The 20,314-nt window shown below is 42.3% G+C and carries 14 protein-coding genes; 13 read left to right on the plus strand and 1 reads right to left on the minus strand.

Features of this window, described 5'->3' with window-relative positions; translation table 11 throughout:
* The 6 genes from murC to AC37HE_RS00740 all read left to right on the plus strand — a co-directional run.
* Positions 1 to 1,322: UDP-N-acetylmuramate--L-alanine ligase (gene murC / locus AC37HE_RS00715; RefSeq protein ID WP_500780849.1), on the plus strand; the 1,322-nt coding region annotated here is incomplete at its 5' end.
* Positions 1,315 to 2,064, plus strand: coding sequence for a cell division protein FtsQ/DivIB (locus AC37HE_RS00720; protein ID WP_500780850.1), 750 nt, complete (start codon positions 1,315 to 1,317; stop codon positions 2,062 to 2,064). The genes murC and AC37HE_RS00720, both read left to right, overlap by 8 nt.
* Positions 2,065 to 2,121: 57 nt before the next feature.
* Complete coding sequence (gene ftsA, locus AC37HE_RS00725) at positions 2,122 to 3,420, plus strand: cell division protein FtsA (protein ID WP_500780851.1); 1,299 nt, start codon at positions 2,122 to 2,124, stop codon at positions 3,418 to 3,420.
* Between the two features lie 121 nt (positions 3,421 to 3,541).
* Positions 3,542 to 4,813, plus strand: a complete 1,272-nt coding sequence (gene ftsZ, locus AC37HE_RS00730; protein WP_500780852.1) for a cell division protein FtsZ — start codon at positions 3,542 to 3,544, stop codon at positions 4,811 to 4,813.
* A gap of 15 nt (positions 4,814 to 4,828) precedes the next feature.
* A complete protein-coding gene (gene ftsZ / locus AC37HE_RS00735; RefSeq protein ID WP_500780853.1) occupies positions 4,829 to 6,241 on the plus strand; it encodes a cell division protein FtsZ in 1,413 nt (470 codons plus the stop codon).
* A 130-nt stretch (positions 6,242 to 6,371) separates the two neighbouring features.
* Positions 6,372 to 6,818: a GatB/YqeY domain-containing protein gene (locus AC37HE_RS00740; protein ID WP_500780854.1), complete on the plus strand. Its 447-nt coding sequence runs from the start codon at positions 6,372 to 6,374 to the stop codon at positions 6,816 to 6,818.
* 428 nt (positions 6,819 to 7,246) lie between these two features.
* Here the strand turns inward: AC37HE_RS00740 and AC37HE_RS00745 are convergent, their stop codons facing one another.
* Positions 7,247 to 8,044, minus strand: a complete 798-nt coding sequence (locus tag AC37HE_RS00745) for a helix-turn-helix transcriptional regulator (protein WP_500780855.1) — start codon at positions 8,042 to 8,044, stop codon at positions 7,247 to 7,249.
* A gap of 104 nt (positions 8,045 to 8,148) precedes the next feature.
* Here AC37HE_RS00745 and AC37HE_RS00750 point away from each other — a divergent pair, with 104 nt between their 5' ends.
* The 7 genes from AC37HE_RS00750 to AC37HE_RS00780 all read left to right on the plus strand — a co-directional run bounded on the left by AC37HE_RS00750 (position 8,149) and on the right by AC37HE_RS00780 (position 20,109).
* On the plus strand, positions 8,149 to 9,480 hold the full coding sequence (locus tag AC37HE_RS00750; protein WP_500780856.1) for a TolC family protein: 1,332 nt from the start codon (positions 8,149 to 8,151) through the stop codon (positions 9,478 to 9,480).
* Positions 9,480 to 10,538 carry an HlyD family secretion protein gene (locus AC37HE_RS00755; protein ID WP_500780857.1) on the plus strand — a complete coding sequence of 353 codons (1,059 nt, stop codon included), beginning with the start codon at positions 9,480 to 9,482 and terminating at the stop codon, positions 10,536 to 10,538. Before AC37HE_RS00750 ends, AC37HE_RS00755 begins: the two co-directional genes overlap by 1 nt.
* 5 nt (positions 10,539 to 10,543) lie before the next feature.
* Positions 10,544 to 12,145, plus strand: a complete 1,602-nt coding sequence (locus AC37HE_RS00760) for an MFS transporter (RefSeq protein ID WP_500780858.1) — start codon at positions 10,544 to 10,546, stop codon at positions 12,143 to 12,145.
* A gap of 145 nt (positions 12,146 to 12,290) precedes the next feature.
* Positions 12,291 to 13,475: an aldo/keto reductase gene (locus tag AC37HE_RS00765; RefSeq protein ID WP_500780859.1), complete on the plus strand. Its 1,185-nt coding sequence runs from the start codon at positions 12,291 to 12,293 to the stop codon at positions 13,473 to 13,475.
* A 435-nt stretch (positions 13,476 to 13,910) separates the two neighbouring features.
* Positions 13,911 to 18,368 (plus strand): HYR-like domain-containing protein, encoded by a 4,458-nt coding sequence (locus tag AC37HE_RS00770; protein WP_500780860.1) that lies wholly within the window; start codon positions 13,911 to 13,913, stop codon positions 18,366 to 18,368.
* A gap of 48 nt (positions 18,369 to 18,416) precedes the next feature.
* Complete coding sequence (locus tag AC37HE_RS00775; RefSeq protein WP_500780861.1) at positions 18,417 to 19,319, plus strand: outer membrane beta-barrel protein; 903 nt, start codon at positions 18,417 to 18,419, stop codon at positions 19,317 to 19,319.
* Between the two features lie 214 nt (positions 19,320 to 19,533).
* Positions 19,534 to 20,109: a Crp/Fnr family transcriptional regulator gene (locus AC37HE_RS00780; RefSeq protein ID WP_500780862.1), complete on the plus strand. Its 576-nt coding sequence runs from the start codon at positions 19,534 to 19,536 to the stop codon at positions 20,107 to 20,109.
* Positions 20,110 to 20,314: the final 205 nt, after the last annotated feature.

Below are 20,314 nucleotides of genomic sequence, written 5' to 3' on the forward strand. Positions count from 1 at the left end.
CGCTGGCTCGCTGGTTTAAGCATGCCGGTTTTGCTGTATCCGGTTACGACCGTACCGAAACCGAGTTGACCAAAGCTTTGGTGGCGGAAGGGATTGCAGTGCATTATTCCGATCAGCCGCAGATGCTGATGTCCACGCTGCATAAAGAAACTTGTTTGGTGGTGTTAACACCTGCTGTTCCGGGAGACTTGGCGGAACGAATATACCTGGAAAGTAATGGCTTTCCCATTCGCAAGCGCTCCCAGGTATTGGGAATGATCTGCGATAACGGTAAAACTTGTGCGGTTGCAGGTACACATGGTAAAACCACTGTTTCCACCATGACGGCTCATATCCTGAAAAGTTCAACTTTGGACTGTTCGGCTTTCCTGGGAGGGATATCAAAGAACTATCAAACTAATCTTTTGCTTTCAGCGAAGAGTGAATGGTTCGTGGCAGAAGCCGATGAATTTGATCGTTCTTTCCTGCAGTTGCATCCGAATTATGCGGTGGTAACATCGATGGATGCCGATCATTTGGATATTTATGGTGATCATGCATCGATCATGAAATCCTTCCGTGAGTTCGTTGGTCAGGTGCGCGAAGGTGGGGCTGTCGTTGTGAAAAAGGGTTTACCGATTAGTGAAGCAGAAAATCCGGCAGTTCAGCATTTCAGTTATTCATTGAGTGAAGATGCAGATTTTTGTGCAGCCAATATTGAGTTGAAAGATGAAGCCTACCATTTCGACTTGAAACACCCGGAAGGTAGTATTCAGGGAATTCAGTTGAATTACCCGGGCTTGCTGAATGTTGAAAATGTGGTGGCAGCATCGGCGCTGGCATTGCTGGCCGGAGCAACAGAGGATGAGATAAAAGCAGCGGTGGCGACTTATCAGGGTGTTAAACGTCGCTTCGATATTCGACATCGCTCGAACGATTATATTCTAATTGATGACTATGCGCATCATCCGGAGGAATTAAAGGCAACGATCAGCTCGGTGAAAGCCATGTTTGCCGATCGCTGGGTGATTGGGGTTTTTCAACCTCATTTGTACAGTCGAACGAAAGATTTTGCTCCTGAGTTCGCAGCACAGTTAAGTCAGTTGGATGAACTTTATTTGCTGGATATCTATCCGGCTCGCGAAAAGCCAATCGCAGGCGTAAATGCGACGATGATCCTGGATCAGGTAGCATTAGACGAAAAACACCTGGTAACAAAAGATGAGCTTATTAAACAAGCTGTTGATTTTAAGCCCGGAGTAATTCTGATGATGGGAGCAGGAGATATTGATTTGTTGGTTGAACCTATTGCTCAAATCTTAAAAGGAAAGGCAAATGTTTAAGCGAATTCTGCAAATAGGATTGATCGTAGGCGGAGGAATTCTGGCGATTATGACGCTTGCTTTTTCTTCGGAAAGCTTGTCTCAGGTGAACTGCGACGAGCTAACTGTAGTAATACCTGATAATTCGCCTCGTTTTATTGATGAAGCAGAAGTTAGCAGGTTGGTAAAAAATGTAGATCCTAAGTTGTTCGAAAAGAAGCTGGATGAACTGAATGCAAATGTACTGGAAGCAAAGTTGATGAGAGTTCCCGCTATCAAAAATGTGGAGGTTTACAGACACATTTCGGGTGACCGGATGGATTTTAAAGGAGATTTGATTGTTGAAGTGATGCAGCGTGAGCCTTTGCTACGGGTTTGGGAAGGGCAAACAGATTATTATATGGATGAGGAGGGAGTCGTTATTCCTGCGAACCCGAAATTTACAGCTCATGTGATGCTGGTAACCGGTAAAGCCGATGAACAGTTTGTCCGTAAAAATCTGATTCCTCTGGTTGAATTTATAGATCAGGATGATTTTTGGAGGGTTCAGATTAAGCAAATTGATGTGAATGCATCAGGTGAATTGTCAATGGTGCCTTTGGTGGGTGACCAATTGATTGAATTTGGAGAACCCGACCATTACCGGGAAAAATTCCGGAATTTGAAAGCCTTGTACGAACAAGCATTTAATCGTTGGGGCTGGGATAAATACAAAACAATTAGTTTAAAATATAAAGATCAGGTGGTTTGTACCAAGCGTTAATATGCATTGGGAGCCACTGCGAATGTTGAAAAAGGACGCAAACTAAAATTTAAGCTTATGGCCAAGAGCAAAAAAATAGTTGCAGCAGTAGATATCGGTTCTACGAAAGTCGTAGTTGTTGCCGGACATTTAAATGAGGACGGTAAGGTTGAGATTCTCGGCGTTGGTACGTCCCCCTCAGCAGGAGTGCGTCGGGGCGTTGTCATGAATATTGAAGAAGTTAGTCGGGCGGTAGATCAATCGCTTCGTGTGGCAGAGGAACAAATGGGAACCGAAGTCGATGAAGTGTATGTCAATATCGTTGGGCAGCAACTCAAAACATATAGCGTAAAGACCGAAAAATACATCGATAAAGATCATTTGGTAACCGAGGCAGATGTCGATTTCCTGATTCAGAAGGTTCGAAGTGTTGAACTACCCGAAGGTTATCGAATTTACCATGTCGAGCCTCAATTGTTTCAGGTTGACCAGGAAGGTGAATGTCCTGATCCAATTGGAATGAAAGCTGAACATTTAGAGGTTGAGTTTAAACTTCTGGTAGCGCCTGAGGCTTACGAGGCTAATTTAAGACAGGGTGTTCAGCAAACCGGGATTACCGTGAAAGATGCCGTGATCGACCCCTTGGCTTCTTCTGAAATCCTATTGACTGAAGAAGAAAAGGAAACCGGAGTTATTTTGCTGGATGTTGGTGGCGGTACCACGAAATTGGCCATTTTTCACGAAGGGATACTACGCTATTCAACTCTAATTCCGTTTGGAGGTCATGTTCTGACGCATGATATTAAAGAAGGTTGCTCAATTGGTGCTGTTCAGGCAGAGCAATTGAAAACGCAATATGGTCAGGCGATGGGGGATTTTGCTCCTGAAGACCGGGTGGTAACCATTCCTTCACAATCCGGTTGGGCTCCCAAAGAAATTAGTTTTAAAAACTTGGCGTACATCATTCAGGCTCGTCTGGAGGAAATTATTGAAAGTGTAAACTTTCATATTGAAAAGTCTGGTTTTGGCGATCGAATTGGAGCCGGTATCGTTCTAACAGGCGGAACAGCCTTGTTGCCCAATCTTAATCAGTTATTAAAGTATCAAACGGGTATGGATGTTCGTTTAGGCATTCCCCGGTTGAAGACCGATAAAACCTGGAAAGGACTCGAAGATCCTCGTTTTGCAACTGTTTTAGGTTTGCTGAAAATGGGATTGAAGGAACTTCAGAATGATGGTCAAAAAGAACGGATAACGAAGAAGAAACCGGCAAAAACGAAGTCAAGTTCGTTTGGCTTTCTGAAATCAGTTAAAGAAGGTGTAGCTCGTCAGATGGATATGTTTTTCAATGACGAGCAGGGCATCGAAATGAAATAGGATCCGAAAAGCCTGTCGACAGGCAGGTTGCTACTATCGCTATTTGTTGATTAGATTCGAAAGGTAAGGGACCTGTTTCTGACAGTCCCGCGGATATGTAAACTCGAAAAAATCCTCGCTTATGATAGAGGACATGATTGAATTTGGATTAGAAAAAGCACAATCATCAATTATTAAAGTTTTGGGTGTGGGTGGAGCTGGCTGTAATGCTGTCAACCACATGTTTGCCCAAGGTATTCATGGTGTTGACTTTGTAATTTGCAATACCGACGCACAAGCGATGGCTCAAAGTCCTGTGCCTGTAAAAATTCAACTTGGTGTAACCCTTACCGAAGGTCGTGGTGCCGGTAACCAGCCCGAACACGGGAAACAGGCCGCCATTGAAAATATGGATGATATTCGCCATGTACTTGAGGGAAATACGAAGATGCTGTTTATTACAGCAGGCATGGGAGGCGGAACCGGAACCGGTGCAGCTCCTGTAATTGCTGAACTGGCACGCGAAATGGGAATACTAACCATTGCGGTTGTCACAGCCCCTTCACCGGCAGAAGGTAAACGCCGCTTTGAGCAAGCTAAAGCTGGTATCGACCAAATGAAAGAACAGGTTGATAGCATGTTGGTCATCAGCAATGATAAGCTACATAAAATTTACGGCGACCTTCCGGCATCAAAAGCTTTTAAAATGGCTGACGATGTCATCACCGGGGCTGTAAAAGGTGTGGCTGAAATTATTACTGTGCATGGTCAGATCAACATCGACTTTGCCGATGTGCACACCGTGATGGCTGATAGTAAAGTGTTCATCATGGGAACAGGTTATGCTGAAGGTGAAGACCGGGCAATGAAAGCTGTTCTCGAGGCACTCGAATCGCCGCTGTTGGATAGTAACGATATCAGCGGAACGAAAGATATTTTGCTGAATATTATTTCAGGTGACGACGAAATAAAAATGGGCGAAATAGGTGATATTATTGAGTTTCTGCAGGATCGTGCAGGGCAGGAGGCAAACATCATCTGGGGGAATGGGACTGATGCCAGTCTTGGTAGTCGGGTGAGTGTTACCATTGCTGCTACCCGCTTTGATAAAAATCCGAGTGAGTTGTTGCAGGAAAAACCCAAGGTGGAGAAACATGCCCTAAATACGGAAGATATTCCTGATATCAATCTGGATGAAGAAAACTACGAAGGGACCGTCTTTGAACTACGACCTGAGCCACAGGTGACTAGAGGACGTAGCACGCAGAAAAGGTCTGGCACAACTACCCGGAAGAAAAGCTCAGCCGGGGAACTGGTCAACGAAAACGTGGAAGCAACTACCGACAATTGGTTTAAGCGGCAGTTCAACCGTTTATTCGACGATCAGGATGAATCAATGACAGAAAACAACTAAGAAAAAGAACACGTTATGGCTGACGATATAATGAATTTCGATTTGGAAAAATCTTCCGGGAGCATCATCAAAGTAATTGGTGTTGGCGGTGGTGGTGGTAATGCGGTTAATCATATGTATCACCAGGGGATTAAGGATGTGGGTTTCATGGTTTGTAATACCGATGCGCAAGCTTTGCGTAACAGCCCTATCCCGATGAAAGTGCAGCTGGGAGCTTCGCTAACCGAAGGTCGTGGTGCCGGAAACAAACCTGATATTGGTCGGGAAGCAGCCGTCGAAAATATTAACGACGTCAAACAAGCGATTGAGCAGGAAACTAAGATGGTCTTTATTACTGCCGGAATGGGTGGTGGTACCGGTACTGGTGCCGCTCCGGTTATTGCGCAGGCTTGTCGCGAATTAAATATACTTACGGTGGGGATCGTAACGATTCCTTTCCGCAACGAAGGTCGTCGGCGTATTAAACAAGCGATTGACGGCATCAGCGAGATGCAGGAGCATGTTGATTCGTTACTGGTTATTAATAACGAACGAATTCGCGAGATGTACGGCGATTTTAAAATTTCGGAAGCTTTTGCAAAGGCAGATAATGTATTGGCAACAGCAGCCAAAGGGATTGCCGAGATCATTACTGTTCCAGGCTATATTAATGTTGACTTTGCCGATGTTGAAACGGTGATGCGTAAAAGCGGTGTTGCTTTGATGGGATCTGCTAGGGCATCCGGTGAAGACCGTGCTTTAAAAGCAGTGGAAGAAGCATTGAACTCTCCTTTGCTGAATAATAATGATATTCGTGGTGCTCAAAATATTTTGCTGAATATTACTTCAGGTCTGGAAGAAGTAACAATGGATGAAATTGGTCAGATTACCGACTATATTCAGGCAAAAGCAGGCCACGAAGCCGACCTGATTTGGGGTAACGGACTGGATGAAGAGATGGGAGAAGAAATCTCGGTAACTGTTATCGCAACAGGATTTAGTATGAGTAGCATTCCCGAAATGATGGCCGCTCAGAAAGTTGAGAAAACTTACCATTCGTTGGGCGAAAATGAAAGTGACCAGTTTGGTGGTATTCCCCGCCCACAAGCCTTTAAAGCAAAATCCGGTGAAGATAAAAAAGCTTCGAACCAAAGTATGATCGAGTTTGAGATTGATTATCCGAAAAAGGATGAGTTTGATATGCTTTATAATCATCCGCAACCAACACCGGACGAAGACTATTCGGTGAAAATTGATTTTTCAAGTTCGGACGATGATTTTGTTGATAAGTTGGAAAATATTCCGGCCTATCGTCGTAAGAATGTGAAAATTGAGAATAATAAAGGAAAGTTTCAGAATAAAATGTCGCGCTTCTCTTTATCCCAGGACGATGAGAATAAAACCTTCCTTCGGGATAATAACTCGTTCTTGCACGATAATGTAGACTGACAAACATGGCTCGGTGTATCTAAATGTTGAGCCTTGGAATTTGTAACTTTGGACATGAAACTTGATCTTATATTTGGATAGCCTTCATTTTTTTGAAAACTTTGAGGATCGAATTTTAAAATTGTAAACGATGAGTTTATTTGATCAAATAAATGCTGACCTGACAGCAGCAATGAAAGCCCGCGATAAAGAGAAAACCGGAGCTTTACGTAATGTGAAAAAAATGTTGATTGAAGCAAAAACAGCTTCTGCTTCGCACGAGTTGGAGGATACGGAAGTTGTGAAGATTATCCAAAAACTGGCAAAACAAGGAACAGACTCAGCAAACTTGTATAAAGAACAAGGACGTGAAGATCTGGCTTCTGAAGAATTGGTTCAGGTTGCTGTTTTTGAAGAGTACTTACCCAAAAAGTTGACCGACGAGGAGCTAAGTGCAGCCGTGCAAGCTATTATTTCAAAAGCCGGCGCTTCGTCGATGAAAGATATGGGAAAAGTAATGGGGCTTGCTTCGAAAGAATTGGCCGGAAAAGCAGATGGTAAAGATATTGCCGATAAGGTAAAAGCATTGCTGGCTTAAACGCAATTTATTATAGCAATCATTGGTAAGAGGGCAATTTGTCCTCTTTTTTTATGGTGTGTTACGATTGGGGGTGCCCGGTGTAATCTCGAGGTAGGGCAAAGCCGCATTTCGACCAGGGCAAGGGCACCCTCCGGGGTGCATTTTGCTGCCTCGAACCAGGGCAAAGTCACCTTTTAAGGTGCTCCGGGCACCCTCGAGGTAGGGTAAAGGCTCCCTTTAAGGTGCTCAGAGCACCCTCAAGGTAGGGCAAGGGCACCCTTTAAGGTGCTCAGAGCCCCCTCGAGGTAGGGCAAGGGCACCCTTAAGGGTGATCGGCGCACCCTCGGAGAGTGCATTTGGACCCTCGAACCAAGGCAAATGCTCCCCTGTAGGAGCATCTGATTCCCTGGAATCAGGTAGGTTTTCTGTTTAAAGAAAAAGTGATGCTAGGTATTTTGCTTTCTGAATTCAGCCGGCGATTTATGGACGATCTGTTGAAAGGTGTAGCTAAAAGCCGATAGACTGTTATATCCTGCATTGTATGCAATTTCGGTAATCGACAAGTTTGTTTGTAAAAGCTCTTCCATGCTTCTTATAATTCGGGTAAGCTTGACGTATTGGAGGAAGGAAGTATCGATGTTTTTTTGAAAAAGACGTGAAAGCGTTCGTGAGCTGTATCCAAATTGGGAGGCGACCTGTTCCAGAGAAAGAGGCTGGTGAATATTATGATGAATGTATTTCAGGATGTCTCTTAAGTCTTCATTTTTCGTTGTTGGTAGGGCAATGGGTAAAGGTGCGTCTGTTACATCAAGGATTACATTTTTCATGGCAACCAAAAATTCATAGGCTGACGTTTTGTCTGCGCCGATCTCTCCACGCCAGCTTTCGGTATAATAAATCATTTCCATAAGCAAATTGGTTACCGGGTAGATGCCCTCCCGTTCGCGAACATGATGGTCTTCCGGGAACAGACTGGCCGGGAAGTAGAAATTGTAAACCATTTTCGCCGACGTACGTGAGATAATGTTATGCGGTATACCTGCCGGAATCCAAAGGAAATGTCGAGCAGGTAGAAAGTATGATTTGTCGGGTGTGTTTAGAAAAGCTACCCCTCCTTCAACATAACACATCTGGTGTTTGTCGTGGCTGTGTATCGGGAGTGTTTCTTCAAGCTTCGAATGGAGAACGTAAAAAACCTCATGCTTTCTGTTTACGGCACCTACTAAATTCTCAAGTATGGACATGTTTATTGCTTTTATTGGCGCAAATTATAAAATATTTGTCCATGTATTGAAAACAAGACTGAAGAATAAGCCGGAAATTTGCAGCTGAATTTCTAAAGGTATAAATGAAGACAAAGATTATTGTGCTTCTTCTGTTGTTTTTTGCTGTTTGTCAGTCAGTTCGTGCTATGGATGCAGTTGGGGACAGTTTACAGCTGAGTTTAGAAGAAGCTTGGGAAAGAGCAAATGCCTACAGTAAGGAGTTGAAACTGAAGAATGTTGATATTCAGATTGGCGACGAAGAGATACTTAATGCAAAACGAGAAAGACTACCACACGTTGAGGCTAGTGCCAGTTATGGAAAGCTAAGCAATATTCCGGTGTTTGAGAACGGGATTTTGAAATCCCCGGAGTATATTCCGATAAACGATCATAGTGTATATGATGCCGGGATTGATGCTTATTTCAATCTGTATGCCGGTCATAAGGTAAAAGTTCAGGTTCAGCAGGCCGAGACGAAACAAACCCTGATGGGCTACCTTCAGGCCGAAACGGCCGCTGAAGTGAGATATAAGGTTGCTGAAAGTTATTTGGAGCTTCAGCGTTCCTTGTCGTTTAAAAAATTGATTGAACAGAACATCCTTCAAAACAAAAGGCGGCTGGCGCAAATTACAGACCTGTATAATAACGGGGTCGTTCTGAAGAGTGATTTGCTGCGAGCTCAGTTGCAGTTATCGCAACAAGAAACCAACTTGTTGACTATAGAGAATAATTTGGAGCTATCTACACAGCAACTTAATATTCTGATAGGTAATGAGGATGAACAACTAATTAAACCGACCGATAGCATTGAAGGTGATGTCGCTCGTGAAAAACTACTTTATGCCGACTACCTTCAACAGGCTATGCTATCCTCCCCTTTGGAGAAAATCGCTCAAACCCAAATAGACCTGACCAAGTTGAGCGAAAAACAAATAAAATCCGATAAACTACCTAAAATCGGGCTTTTCGGAGAGTACACATATTCGTATCCGCAAATCAAATTATATCCCTATGCCGAGGCACCTTATTTGATGGGGATTGCCGGGTTGAAGATTTCGTACAATATCTCTGCTTTGTATCACGATAAGCATAAAGAGAGGGCGGCAGCCATCTCTGTAGCCAGGCAGGAACTTGCCAAATTACAGGCTGATGATCAATTGAGAATTCACTTAAAATCAGCCTATAAAAAATTACACGAAGATTTGGTACAGATTGATGTTGCCGCAATGAATATTCGCCAGGCAGAAGAAAATTATAGAATTGTTAGCCAAACCTATTTTAACCAACTAACACTGATGACCGACTTACTGACTGCAGATACACAGTTGCTGCAGGCTAAATTTAATCTGGTTAACAAGCAGATATCTGCTCGGTTGCATTACTATCAAATATTAAAAATAACAGGCCAGTTATAATGAGTGAAAAATTAAAAACTTACGAAAAGATAGACCATGTCGCAGTAAAAGTGACTTATAGCGTTGCGTTAGGTATTTTGCTGGTCCTAGTTGTTTGGGGCGGTTATTCGTTTTTCAACTTTTGTCGGTATGAATACACAAACGATGCTCAAGTTAAAGAATATATTAACCCGATTCTAAGCCGAGCCTCAGGGTACGTACAGGAGATCCGGTATACTGATCATCAGAATATACATAAAGGAGACACGCTGCTAATACTTGATGTAGATGAGGCAGTTGTTCAGTTGCAGCAGGCAAAAGCGGCTTTGGCTACAGCCGAAGCTCAATTATTGGTTTTACAGAGTAATGTTAAAACGGCTTCGACAAGTGCAACCGTTGATCAGGCTAAAATAGCTGCCGCTGAAGCACAGCTGTGGCAACAACAAAAAGAATTTGAACGCTATCAGAATTTGTTGAAGACCGAGGCAGTTACCCGTCAACAGTTTGAGGCGGTGGAAACACGGCTGAAAGTTGCAGAATCGAATTATGAAGCCATAAAGAATGCTTTTGGTGTTTCTCTGAATAAAACCAAGGATGTGAATGCTCAAATTGCCGTTGCAGAGGCCGATATTGAACAGCGCAAAGCAGCAGTTGAGCGCATTAAACTCGATCTTAAATACGCGGTAATCACTGCTCCCTCCGATGGATATATGGGGAGTAAAACGATTCAGGAAGGGCAATACATTCAAAAGGGACAAACGATTGGACAAATGGTTGACAAAACCCAAGGGAAATGGATTGTGGCCAATTTTGAAGAAACACAAATTGCAAAGATGCATGAGGGACAAGCGGCGAAGATTAGCATTGATGCCTACCCGGATGAAACATTCTCAGGAGAAATCGAGTCGATGTCACCAGCAACAGGAGCCCAGTTTTCGTTGTTGCCCACCGATAATGCTACCGGTAACTTTGTGAAAATCACGCAGCGCTTTCCAATTAAAATTCGATTTACAGGTGACAGAGCGGCATTGAAAAACTTACGTGCCGGGATGAATGCTGAAGTGTCTATAGCTAAATAGCGGTTATGCCAAACGATAAGAATAAGCATATATTTAAAAGTTGGGTTCCTTACTGGCTCATTTTGGTTAGTATTTTCATAATGCTAATTCCTATCGCCTTAGTTTTGGGCGTTTATCTTGGAGGGGTAAAAAGTGCTGCCAGTTTCTACGGTGTTGATTCAATTGATATTCGTTATTCGGTTGTGATCTACTACCTTGCAATTGCCACATCCTTTCCACTGGAAGCTCGTTTTTTCAATTTTTTCGCTTCAAAACCCTATTTCATAGCTTGTTGCATTATTTATGTGCTAATCAATCTGGTCCTTTATTTTAGTCATAGTTTTGCGGTGCTACTAGTGTTCCGGTTTATTGGAGGCATGATGTCATTGGGGATTATTGGGACCATATTTTCGCTGGTGTTCCGTCAGTTTCACGAGCAGCGAAGCCGGGTAATGGGCTATGCAACCATGTATGCCGCTTTGTTTTCTTCGGCACCATTGGCTCAGTTATTAGATGCCTATGTTTTTTCCAAATACAATTTTAACGTACTTTTTCTGATTGAAATTTTTTCAGCAATCCCTGGCATTATTCTTATGTTTTGTATCTTGAAAAGTGATATCGATCTGAGCCGCAATGGTAAGATTCCGTTGAAATTGGTTCGCTGGGAGAGCTTTTTACTTTATGCTTCTGCCTTTTTGTTGATTGGATATATCCTTCTTTATGGACAATATTACCATTGGTTCCATAGCATGCGGATTACACTTTGTGCCATTGCCAGCCTGTTTTTATTAACTCTGTTTGTTGTTCGACAGTTTAAGCTTGAAGAACCTTATATTGATCTGAGAATTTATAAGACCAGAAACTTCAAAATAGGCATGTTGCTATTGGTTCTTTTTTACCTCAGTAAAGGAGACACGAGTTTGCTTTACGGTTTTTATGCCAACAGTGTTCATTTGGATTCATACTACCTGGGGTATATAAGTTTGATAAATGCAATCGGAATTATCTGTGGTTCGCTATTGGCTGCCCGCTTTGTTTTAGCTGGTCGAAATATTCGGTTAATTTGGATTACAGGTTTTGCCGCTTTGTTGGCTTTTCATATTTATAGCCTTTTCATTTTGGGAAGTCAGGCTGAAGTTCTGGATTTACTCATTCCGCAGTTTTTACAAGGCTTTGGGAATGGAACACTAATTTTATCAATTGTGGTCTTTTACGTCACTTCGGTACCAGCCGAAATGGGATTTTCAGCTTCTGTGTCGGGCGTGGCATACCGTTCGTTAACATTTACCGGCAGCATGGCTTTGACTTCTTATCTTGGTTTCCGGCTTCAAAAGGTCCATTATCAGAGCATTGGACAGGGGATTCGCCTGGATAACCCGATTTTTACTTCACGCATTGGTCAATACCAACAAGTGATAGAACAAGGTGGAGGCGGAGCAGTGCAAAGTCATGCCGATGCAATGAAAATGCTGGGAAAGGCAGTTGCAGTTCAGGATAACCTGCTTTTTGTACGCGACTACTATTTATATATGAGTGCTTTTATTGTTTTGGTTATTCTGGGGATCGCAGTTATTCCTCGTTTTCATTACCAAATTCGGAAGATTGGGGCTAAGCTAATCCCTGTGTAATCCGGTGCAGTCCGAGATTTGTTGAAATCGTGTTTGAATTTGATATGCTAATATTCTGTTAGCATTTTTTTTACGATCAACCTTTAGCAGACCTTCTTGTTTCTATTTATTAGTTTTGATTTTCTACTGAAAACTGGAATACTTCATGGATTATAAAAATTTGAGTTTGTATAAACCGAAGATGGAATACCGTCGTTTTGGTAAAACTGAAAAGAAAGTAAGTGTGATTACTTTGGGTGGGATGCGATATAAGCATGGTTGGACAGAACCTCGTCATGAAATACCACAGGATACGCTTGAGCAATGCAAGGAAACAGTAGAGGAAGCACTTTCTCGGGGAATTAACCTGATTGAAACGGCCTATGGCTATGGTAAAAGTGAAACTGTTTATGGTATTGTATTGAATGATATCCTGAAACTGGAACGAGACTCTTATTTCCTAATGACGAAGGGAGCCAAGATGACCGCCAAAGAAATGCGGGAACTGGTGATGGAACAACTCCAAACATTAAAAACCGATTACTTTGATTTTTATGCCTGGCATGGAGTTAATACGATGGATTTGATGGAAACTGCTTGCGCTCCCGGAGGTCCTGTTGAGGAATTGTTGAAAATGAAAGAAGAAGGACTGATTCATCATGTTGGATTTAGTACTCATGCTCCGCTTGATGTTATTATCAAAGCCATTGAAACAGACTTGTTTGATTTTGTCAATCTGCACTATTATTATTTTTTCCAAAGGAATAAGGGAGCGATTGATTTGGCAGAATCAAAAGATATGGGCGTTTTTATTATCTCGCCAAACGATAAGGGGGGGAAATTGGGAACGCCCTCGCAAAAGTTAATGGATTTGACAGCTCCTTTGCATCCTTTGCAATTTAATGCCCGCTTTTGTTTAGGGCACACTGCAATTCACACCCTGACTTTTGGCTTGCCGGTAACGTCCGACTTCGATACCTTTGAAGGAATTTTTCCAACACCTGCTCCCATGACTGCAGCAGATCAGCATATCAAATTGCGATTGGATGAACAGAAATTGCTCGATCCGTTTGCCTCCTACGAAGGTTATGATATGCTGAATGATCCATCGGGAATCAATATTCCTGAAGTTTTGCGTTTCAGGATGATGGTGAAATGTTACGATATGAAAGAGTTTGGATTGTATCGCTACAATATGTTTCAGGAAAAAGATCACTGGTTCCCGGGTGTATTCCCAACTCCGGAGAATATGAAGATGATTGACACTTCACGCTGTCCGGAAAATATTCCGATAGTCGATCTGATTGAAGAAACCCACCGAGAATTATATCGTCCCAAAGAGAAGCAATAGATATTGACTTCTCTTTTTTTATCCCCTTGAGTGGATGTTTGTGTAGAATGACTTTCTTTTTTCCTGATTACTTCTTTTTTAATATGCCTTCCTTCTACAAGAAGAAATTACTTCGAAATTGTATCCATTAGCTTAAAAATGAGCTTTGATTGGCTTGTTGTTTTGTGTTTTATGTTTCGCGGATAACTTTTTATTCGGTTTTAGAGAGGTATTGTAGCCCATTAGTGTGTTTATTTTTCATAAAAAGGTTGCATTTGTGCCTTCTTTTAGGAGGTGCGAAGAGCCCGCTGTCTGTTTGGTTGAGAGAATACTTGTTTTTGTTAGGCATTGTAAATCAAATATATAGGTTGTATAACATGTTTGGTTTTTTATGATGGTTTCCTCGTCTTTACTACCTTAAGTACGCTAGTTAACTGAACACAAAACTTAAAAACAATGATTAAAAATTTACGTGAAATCATTTTGATGGGGAAGAAATACCCTCCGCAAGGCGGATATCAATGGGGTATTTTATTAGGCCTGTTGTTAATTCAGCTCAGTCTGACTGCTAGTGCGATAAACAATGGGGTAGGAGCGGATCCAAATCTCCCCCCGGTTGCCGTATGTAAGGATATTTCGGTTATTCTGGATTCGAATGGACAAGCCAGTATAACGCCTGAGGATATTGATAATGGTTCGTATGATCCTGATGGCACTTTTGTGCTTTTTGCCGATATCGAAAATTTTACTTGTGATAATGTGGGAACTCCTGTCACCGTTCGATTAATTATACTTGATAATAATGATGCTGTTGATATTTGTGAGTCAACAGTTACGGTCATCGATAATACAGATCCGACTTTGGATGCCGAAACTTTGCCGGATATTACAGCGGAGTGCCAGGTAACAATGGATGATCTCATGGTGCCCACTGCAAGCGATAATTGTTATGGTACAATTGAGGGAGTACCCGATGTGTCATTTCCGATCACGGGCCAAGGAACGACAGTTATCACCTGGTCATATACAGATGCCGGTGGCAATACTTTAACCCAGACTCAGAATGTTATTATTAATGACGTCACTGCTCCGGTACCAGATAATTCGACTCTGACAGATTTGACAGCTCAGTGTGGAATTACTGCTTTGGATGTTATAGCACCAACAGCAACTGATAATTGTGTTGGCACGGTTACCGGAACCACTGATGCAACTTTCCCGGTCACAACACAAGGAACAACGGTGATCACCTGGACTTATGATGATGGCAATGGAAACACCGTTACACAAACACAAAATGTCATTATAGAAGATACAACCCCTCCTGTTTCAGATAGTGAAACATTAGCCGATGTTACTGCTCAATGTGAGGTGACTACTGATGATGTAATCGCACCAACTGCAACTGACAATTGCGGTGGAACAGTAACGGTTACGAATGATGCTACTTTCCCGATTAGCGCCCAGGGAACAACAGTAATCACTTGGACCTATGCCGATCAATATGGCAATGCTTCGACCCAGACACAAAACATCGTTATTGAAGATACAACCCCTCCGGTAGCGGATGTTGGTTCTTTGGATGATATTACAGCTCAATGCGAAATAGTTGAAGCGGATTTGACGGTACCAACAGCATCCGACAATTGTGGCGGAACAGTAACGGTTACCAATGATGCTACCTTCCCGATTAATGCACAGGGAACAACGGTGATAAAATGGACCTATGCAGATGCTGAAGGGAATACATCTACACAATCCCAGAACATAATTATTGATGATACCACTCCACCAACACCGGATGTCGAAACACTGGCTGATATTACAGCACAGTGTGAAGTGACTGCAGATGGTGTAACTGCTCCAACGGCAACCGACAATTGTGGCGGAACAGTGTCGGTTACCAATGATGCTGTTTTCCCGATTAATGCACAGGGAACAACGGTGATCACCTGGATCTATGAAGATGTCAATGGAAATACATCAACACAAACACAAAACGTAATCATTGAAGATACAACAGCACCAACTCCGGATGCCGAAACGCTGGCTGATATTACTGCTCAGTGTGAAGTAACTGAAGGAGAAGTTACAGCACCAATGGCAACTGATAATTGCGGTGGAACAGTAACAGTGACAAACGATGCTACCTTCCCGATTAATGCACAGGGAACAACGGTGATTACCTGGACTTATGAAGATGTTAACGGGAATACTTCAACGCAAATGCAAAATGTTGTGATCGAAGATACGACCGCGCCGGTTCCTGATGCTGTAACCTTAGATGATATTACTGCTCAGTGTGAAGTGCTTGAAGGTGACGTAACTGCTCCTACAGCAACGGATAATTGTGGCGGAACAGTAACGGTTGCCAACGATGCTACTTTCCCAATAACCGGTCAGGGAATAACAGTGATTACCTGGACTTTTACCGATGCTGCCGGTAACTCCTCAACAAAAACGCAAAACGTGGTGATTGAAGATACGACCGCACCGGTTCCTGATGCAGTGGCCTTGGATGATATTACTGCTGAATGTGAAATAATTGCGGATGATGTTACGGCTCCATCAGCGACTGATAATTGTAGCGGCACAGTAACGGTAACCAATGATACTACTTTCCCGATCAATAGCCAGGGAACAATAGTCATTACTTGGACATTTACTGATGCTTCGGGAAATTCTTCTGTTCAAACACAGAATGTAATTATAGATGATACAACACCTCCAACTCCGGATGTGGAGAGTCTGGCCGATATTACTGCCCAGTGTGAAGTGATTGCTGACGATGTAACTGCACCAACAGCAACGGACAATTGTGGCGGAACAGTAACGGTGACTAGCGACGCTTCCTTCCCGATTACAGCTCAGGGAACTACCGTCATCACATGGACATTTGAAGATGAGAACGGAAATCGTTCAACTCAGACTCAGAATGTGGTTATTGATGATACAACCGGACCAATACCAGATATGGCTAGTTTGACGGATATTGAAGGCCAATGTGAAGTGACTGCAGGAGAGGTCGCTACTCCAACTGCAACCGATAATTGCGGAGGAACGGTTTCTGTAAGTAACGACGCAACCTTCCCCATTAGCACAACAACGGTCATCACTTGGACCTATGAAGATCAATATGGTAATGCATCCACACAAACTCAGAATATTATTATCTCGGACACAACCCCACCGGTTGCAGATGCAAGTAGCCTGCCCGATGTAACTGCTGAGTGTGAAGTTACTGAATCTGATGTTTTAATGCCCACAGCAACCGATAACTGCAGTGGAACGGTAGCCGTAACGAACGATGCTTCCTTCCCGATTACAGTCCAGGGAACTACGGTCATCACATGGAGCTTCGAAGACGAAAGTGGTAATATTTCAAACCAAAGCCAAAATGTGATGATTACCGATATGACTGATCCGGTTTTGGATATGTCAAGCCTGCCTGATGTTATGGCTGTCTGTGAAGTAACAGAAGAAGATATAGATGCGCCAACTGCCTCCGACAATTGTATGGGTACAATTACAGGAATTCCTGATGTTAGCTTTCCGATAAATACAGTGGGAACAACCGTAATAACCTGGACTTTTACTGATGCAGGAGGGAATACAGTTAGCCAAATGCAGAATGTGAGCATCGAAGAATCACCAGTTGCTAATGTAAGTTTAGGTGATGCAAGTTACACCTATGATGGCACGGTGCATAGTCTTTCTGTTGAGGGCTTACCCTCGGGGGCATCAGTTAGCTATCAGAATAACGATCAGGTGAATGCCGGAACTTACCAGGTAACTGCAACTGTTGATCCGGGGGTGTCAAGCTGTCCTGAATTGGTATTGACTGCGACTTTGACAATCGATAAAGCTCCTCAAACCATTACCTTCGATGAGATCCCGACCAAGCATCTGGAAGAAGATGGCGACTTCACCCTGACTGCAACTGCCAGTTCCGGTCTGGATGTGACCTATACATACGCTTACGATGCGGTAACAGCACCGGCAACGGTAAGCTCCGCTGGAGATGTTAGCTTGCTAACTTCAGGCGTTGTTCAAATTACGGCTTCACAACCAGGTAACGATAATTATTTACCTGCTGATCCGGTGGTCCGGATTCTGACCATAGAAAGCTCGGATGCGACTATTCATGCGATTACAATTAATGAAACTACTTATGTTAGTCCGGGAAATACAATTCACTATGTGATGAGTTGTGACGACAATATGCAGCAGGTCAATGTGAGTTTTACAAAAGAGGTTGGTGCAATAGCTGATGTTAATGAATCGTTCACGATTCCAACTCTGGGAACAGGTATCTTCACCCAAATAATTCATATGACTTCGCAGGATGGAACACAATCAGAAACATACCAGATTGTTATTGAAAAGCAATACAATTACTTAAGTTATAGCGATATTGTTGTTGAAAAGTTCAATAATGTACTGTTGGTGAACAACAATGTGAGTGCCAATGGAGGTTACGAATTTGTTAGCTATAAATGGTATAAGGATGGTGTGTTGATCGGTACGGACCAATACTATTCGGCAGGAGAGAGTGCCAGTAATGCCCTGGATCCTAATGCAATGTATTATGTCGAAATGACGGATGCAGCAGGGAATATTTATCGAACTTGCGAGTTCATGGCATCTTTTGAGTCGACTGCTTTTAAACTCGATGTTTACCCGAACCCGGCAGCTCCTGGAACTACGCTTGAAATAAATACAACTTATTCTGAAGAGATGCTTTCGCATATGACACTCACTATAAGTACGCTGTTTGGAACTCCGGTTCTGAAAACGATAACCGCGAAAAATAGTAACCAGGTTGTACTGCCTGGGTCGTTAGCTTCCGGGACTTATGTTATTACTACCAAGGCGGACGATGTTGTCTTGAGTACGAAGATTCTCGTCAAATAACGAATGGTTTCAATTGAATAAATTGTCTAACATTAAAAAATTAAAGCAATGAATAGATATAGATTGAGCTGGTATAAGCTTGTATTATTGTTAATTGGAATTGCGTTGTTGTCTGCTTTGGGACTTAAGGCACAGGAGGTGGAGATTCCTGAATCGGAAGTTTCAGTTTATGTGAAAGGGCCTTTTGCTAAAGTTAGCTTCGATGTGGGAAATGCTGGAGATAATAATAATCGTTTTGGTATGGGAGTGGGAATTCAATATGCCCATTATTTTAATATGAAATGGAGTGTTTCGGGAGGATTGGAGTACCAGTCTTACCGATCTGAGGTGGTTTTGGATGCTTTTAGCGATTCTTATGCTACAACAGATGTGGAAGGTGATGCTTTTGAATTTCAGTACAATGTTAGTTCTTATCAGGAGCGTCAGAACCTTGGGTTAATCAATATTCCAATTCGGCTGCAATATGAAGATCTGTTATCCGAAAATTTCCTGTTTTACGGTTCTGCCGGAATTTCTGTTGGTTTTCCTGTTGTTGGGAAATATAAAAGTCGGGCAGGGGATCTGACTACTTCTGCTTATTATCCGCAGTGGGATGCCCTGTTGACAAGTCCAACGTTTATGGGATTTGGTAGTTGGAATGATCAGTGGACTAAAAAGATGGAGCTCGATCCCAAAACTAGTTATTCATTTTTACTGGAAATGGGATTAAAGCATAAGTTGACATTAGGCAATAACCTGTACTTTGGTTTTTTTGCCGATATTCCATTAAATAAAATCAATAAATCTGGTGCTGATGTTTCTCCATTGATTGAATATGACGCAAATAATCCGACTGACTTTATTTTTAATTCAGTGGTTAACTCGGCTCCGGGGGCTGAAGGAAACACCTTCGCTGATAAAATGAAAGTTGTTGCTTTGGGGGTAAAACTACGATACTCTTTCGATTTTTAAGTTTGGGTTTTTATCGTTCAGTAATAGAGGTCAGATCCGTCTTGGGTTTGACCTCTGTGTTTTTATTGATGCTCATGCCGATTCCAATTGATCACTAGCGTTTTTTTTTCTCCGAATCTGTGTCGTTTGATTGTTTTATGGTTTAACAATGAGTTAGAATCATTTTTATTTTTAGTTAAGTATTCGTAACTTATGTTCTGAAATTGCATTTGATATGACGCATTATAAGTTAATCGCATCATTCTTCAGGACGTATGGTGCTTATAGTGATTCTGAGATTAATGAAATCTATCGTAAAATAGAGGAACTTAATTTGCTGGCTGGTGAATTTCTGCAGCGGTCAGTCTCTCATTTCAGCCGGCTAAGTTATGTTGTTGAAGGAGTGATTGGTATTTACACGGTTAATGAAAATGGAGATCATTGTTTATGTCATATCATCCGGGAAGATCAATTCTTTACTGATCTGGTTGACTATTCGGGGAAAAACAACCAGACATATTCATTTAAGGCTTTAACTAAGAGCCAGGTATTGTCGATTAAGTCTGTTGATGCGACCTTTCTTATCGAAGAAATTCCCGAACTAAGTTCCTTGTATGTTAAAACACGGGAGCAAAGCTTGCTAAATATTATTTATTGTGAAGATTTTTTGAGAAATGGAACCTGTGAAGAGCGTTACCAGCGATTTGTTGAGCGCTTTCCTGGACTTACGCTACAAATACCACTAAAATATATTGCCGAATATCTTGGAGTAACGCAACAATCGTTGAGTCGGATACGAAAGTTTTTCTAATTATTTTTTAACAAATGGTAAAAAATAATCCTTTAAACATGCCGATCTTTAATTGTCATTTAGATAAAAAAGGACTTGGTCAATTTTCCCATTCCTCATCCTGTATAGGGCTTAGCTCGCGTACACACAACCAGCATATTCTCTCATTTTAACTCCACGCTAGTCCCTTGTTAAATTGGCCAATCCTTCTTTTTGATTTTAATCA

The sequence above is a fragment of the Mangrovibacterium sp. genome (genome assembly GCF_059905295.1).

Coding starts and splice junctions, on each gene's coding strand:
- AC37HE_RS00750 (WP_500780856.1), top strand. CDS start 8,149: ATGAAGACAAAGATTATTGTGCTTCTTCTGTTGTTTTTTGCTGTTTGT.
- ftsZ (WP_500780853.1), top strand. CDS start 4,829: ATGGCTGACGATATAATGAATTTCGATTTGGAAAAATCTTCCGGGAGC.
- ftsZ (WP_500780852.1), top strand. CDS start 3,542: ATGATAGAGGACATGATTGAATTTGGATTAGAAAAAGCACAATCATCA.
- AC37HE_RS00740 (WP_500780854.1), top strand. CDS start 6,372: ATGAGTTTATTTGATCAAATAAATGCTGACCTGACAGCAGCAATGAAA.
- AC37HE_RS00780 (WP_500780862.1), top strand. CDS start 19,534: ATGACGCATTATAAGTTAATCGCATCATTCTTCAGGACGTATGGTGCT.
- AC37HE_RS00745 (WP_500780855.1), bottom strand. CDS start 8,044: ATGTCCATACTTGAGAATTTAGTAGGTGCCGTAAACAGAAAGCATGAG.
- AC37HE_RS00720 (WP_500780850.1), top strand. CDS start 1,315: ATGTTTAAGCGAATTCTGCAAATAGGATTGATCGTAGGCGGAGGAATT.
- AC37HE_RS00760 (WP_500780858.1), top strand. CDS start 10,544: ATGCCAAACGATAAGAATAAGCATATATTTAAAAGTTGGGTTCCTTAC.
- ftsA (WP_500780851.1), top strand. CDS start 2,122: ATGGCCAAGAGCAAAAAAATAGTTGCAGCAGTAGATATCGGTTCTACG.
- AC37HE_RS00765 (WP_500780859.1), top strand. CDS start 12,291: ATGGATTATAAAAATTTGAGTTTGTATAAACCGAAGATGGAATACCGT.
- AC37HE_RS00770 (WP_500780860.1), top strand. CDS start 13,911: ATGATTAAAAATTTACGTGAAATCATTTTGATGGGGAAGAAATACCCT.
- AC37HE_RS00775 (WP_500780861.1), top strand. CDS start 18,417: ATGAATAGATATAGATTGAGCTGGTATAAGCTTGTATTATTGTTAATT.
- AC37HE_RS00755 (WP_500780857.1), top strand. CDS start 9,480: ATGAGTGAAAAATTAAAAACTTACGAAAAGATAGACCATGTCGCAGTA.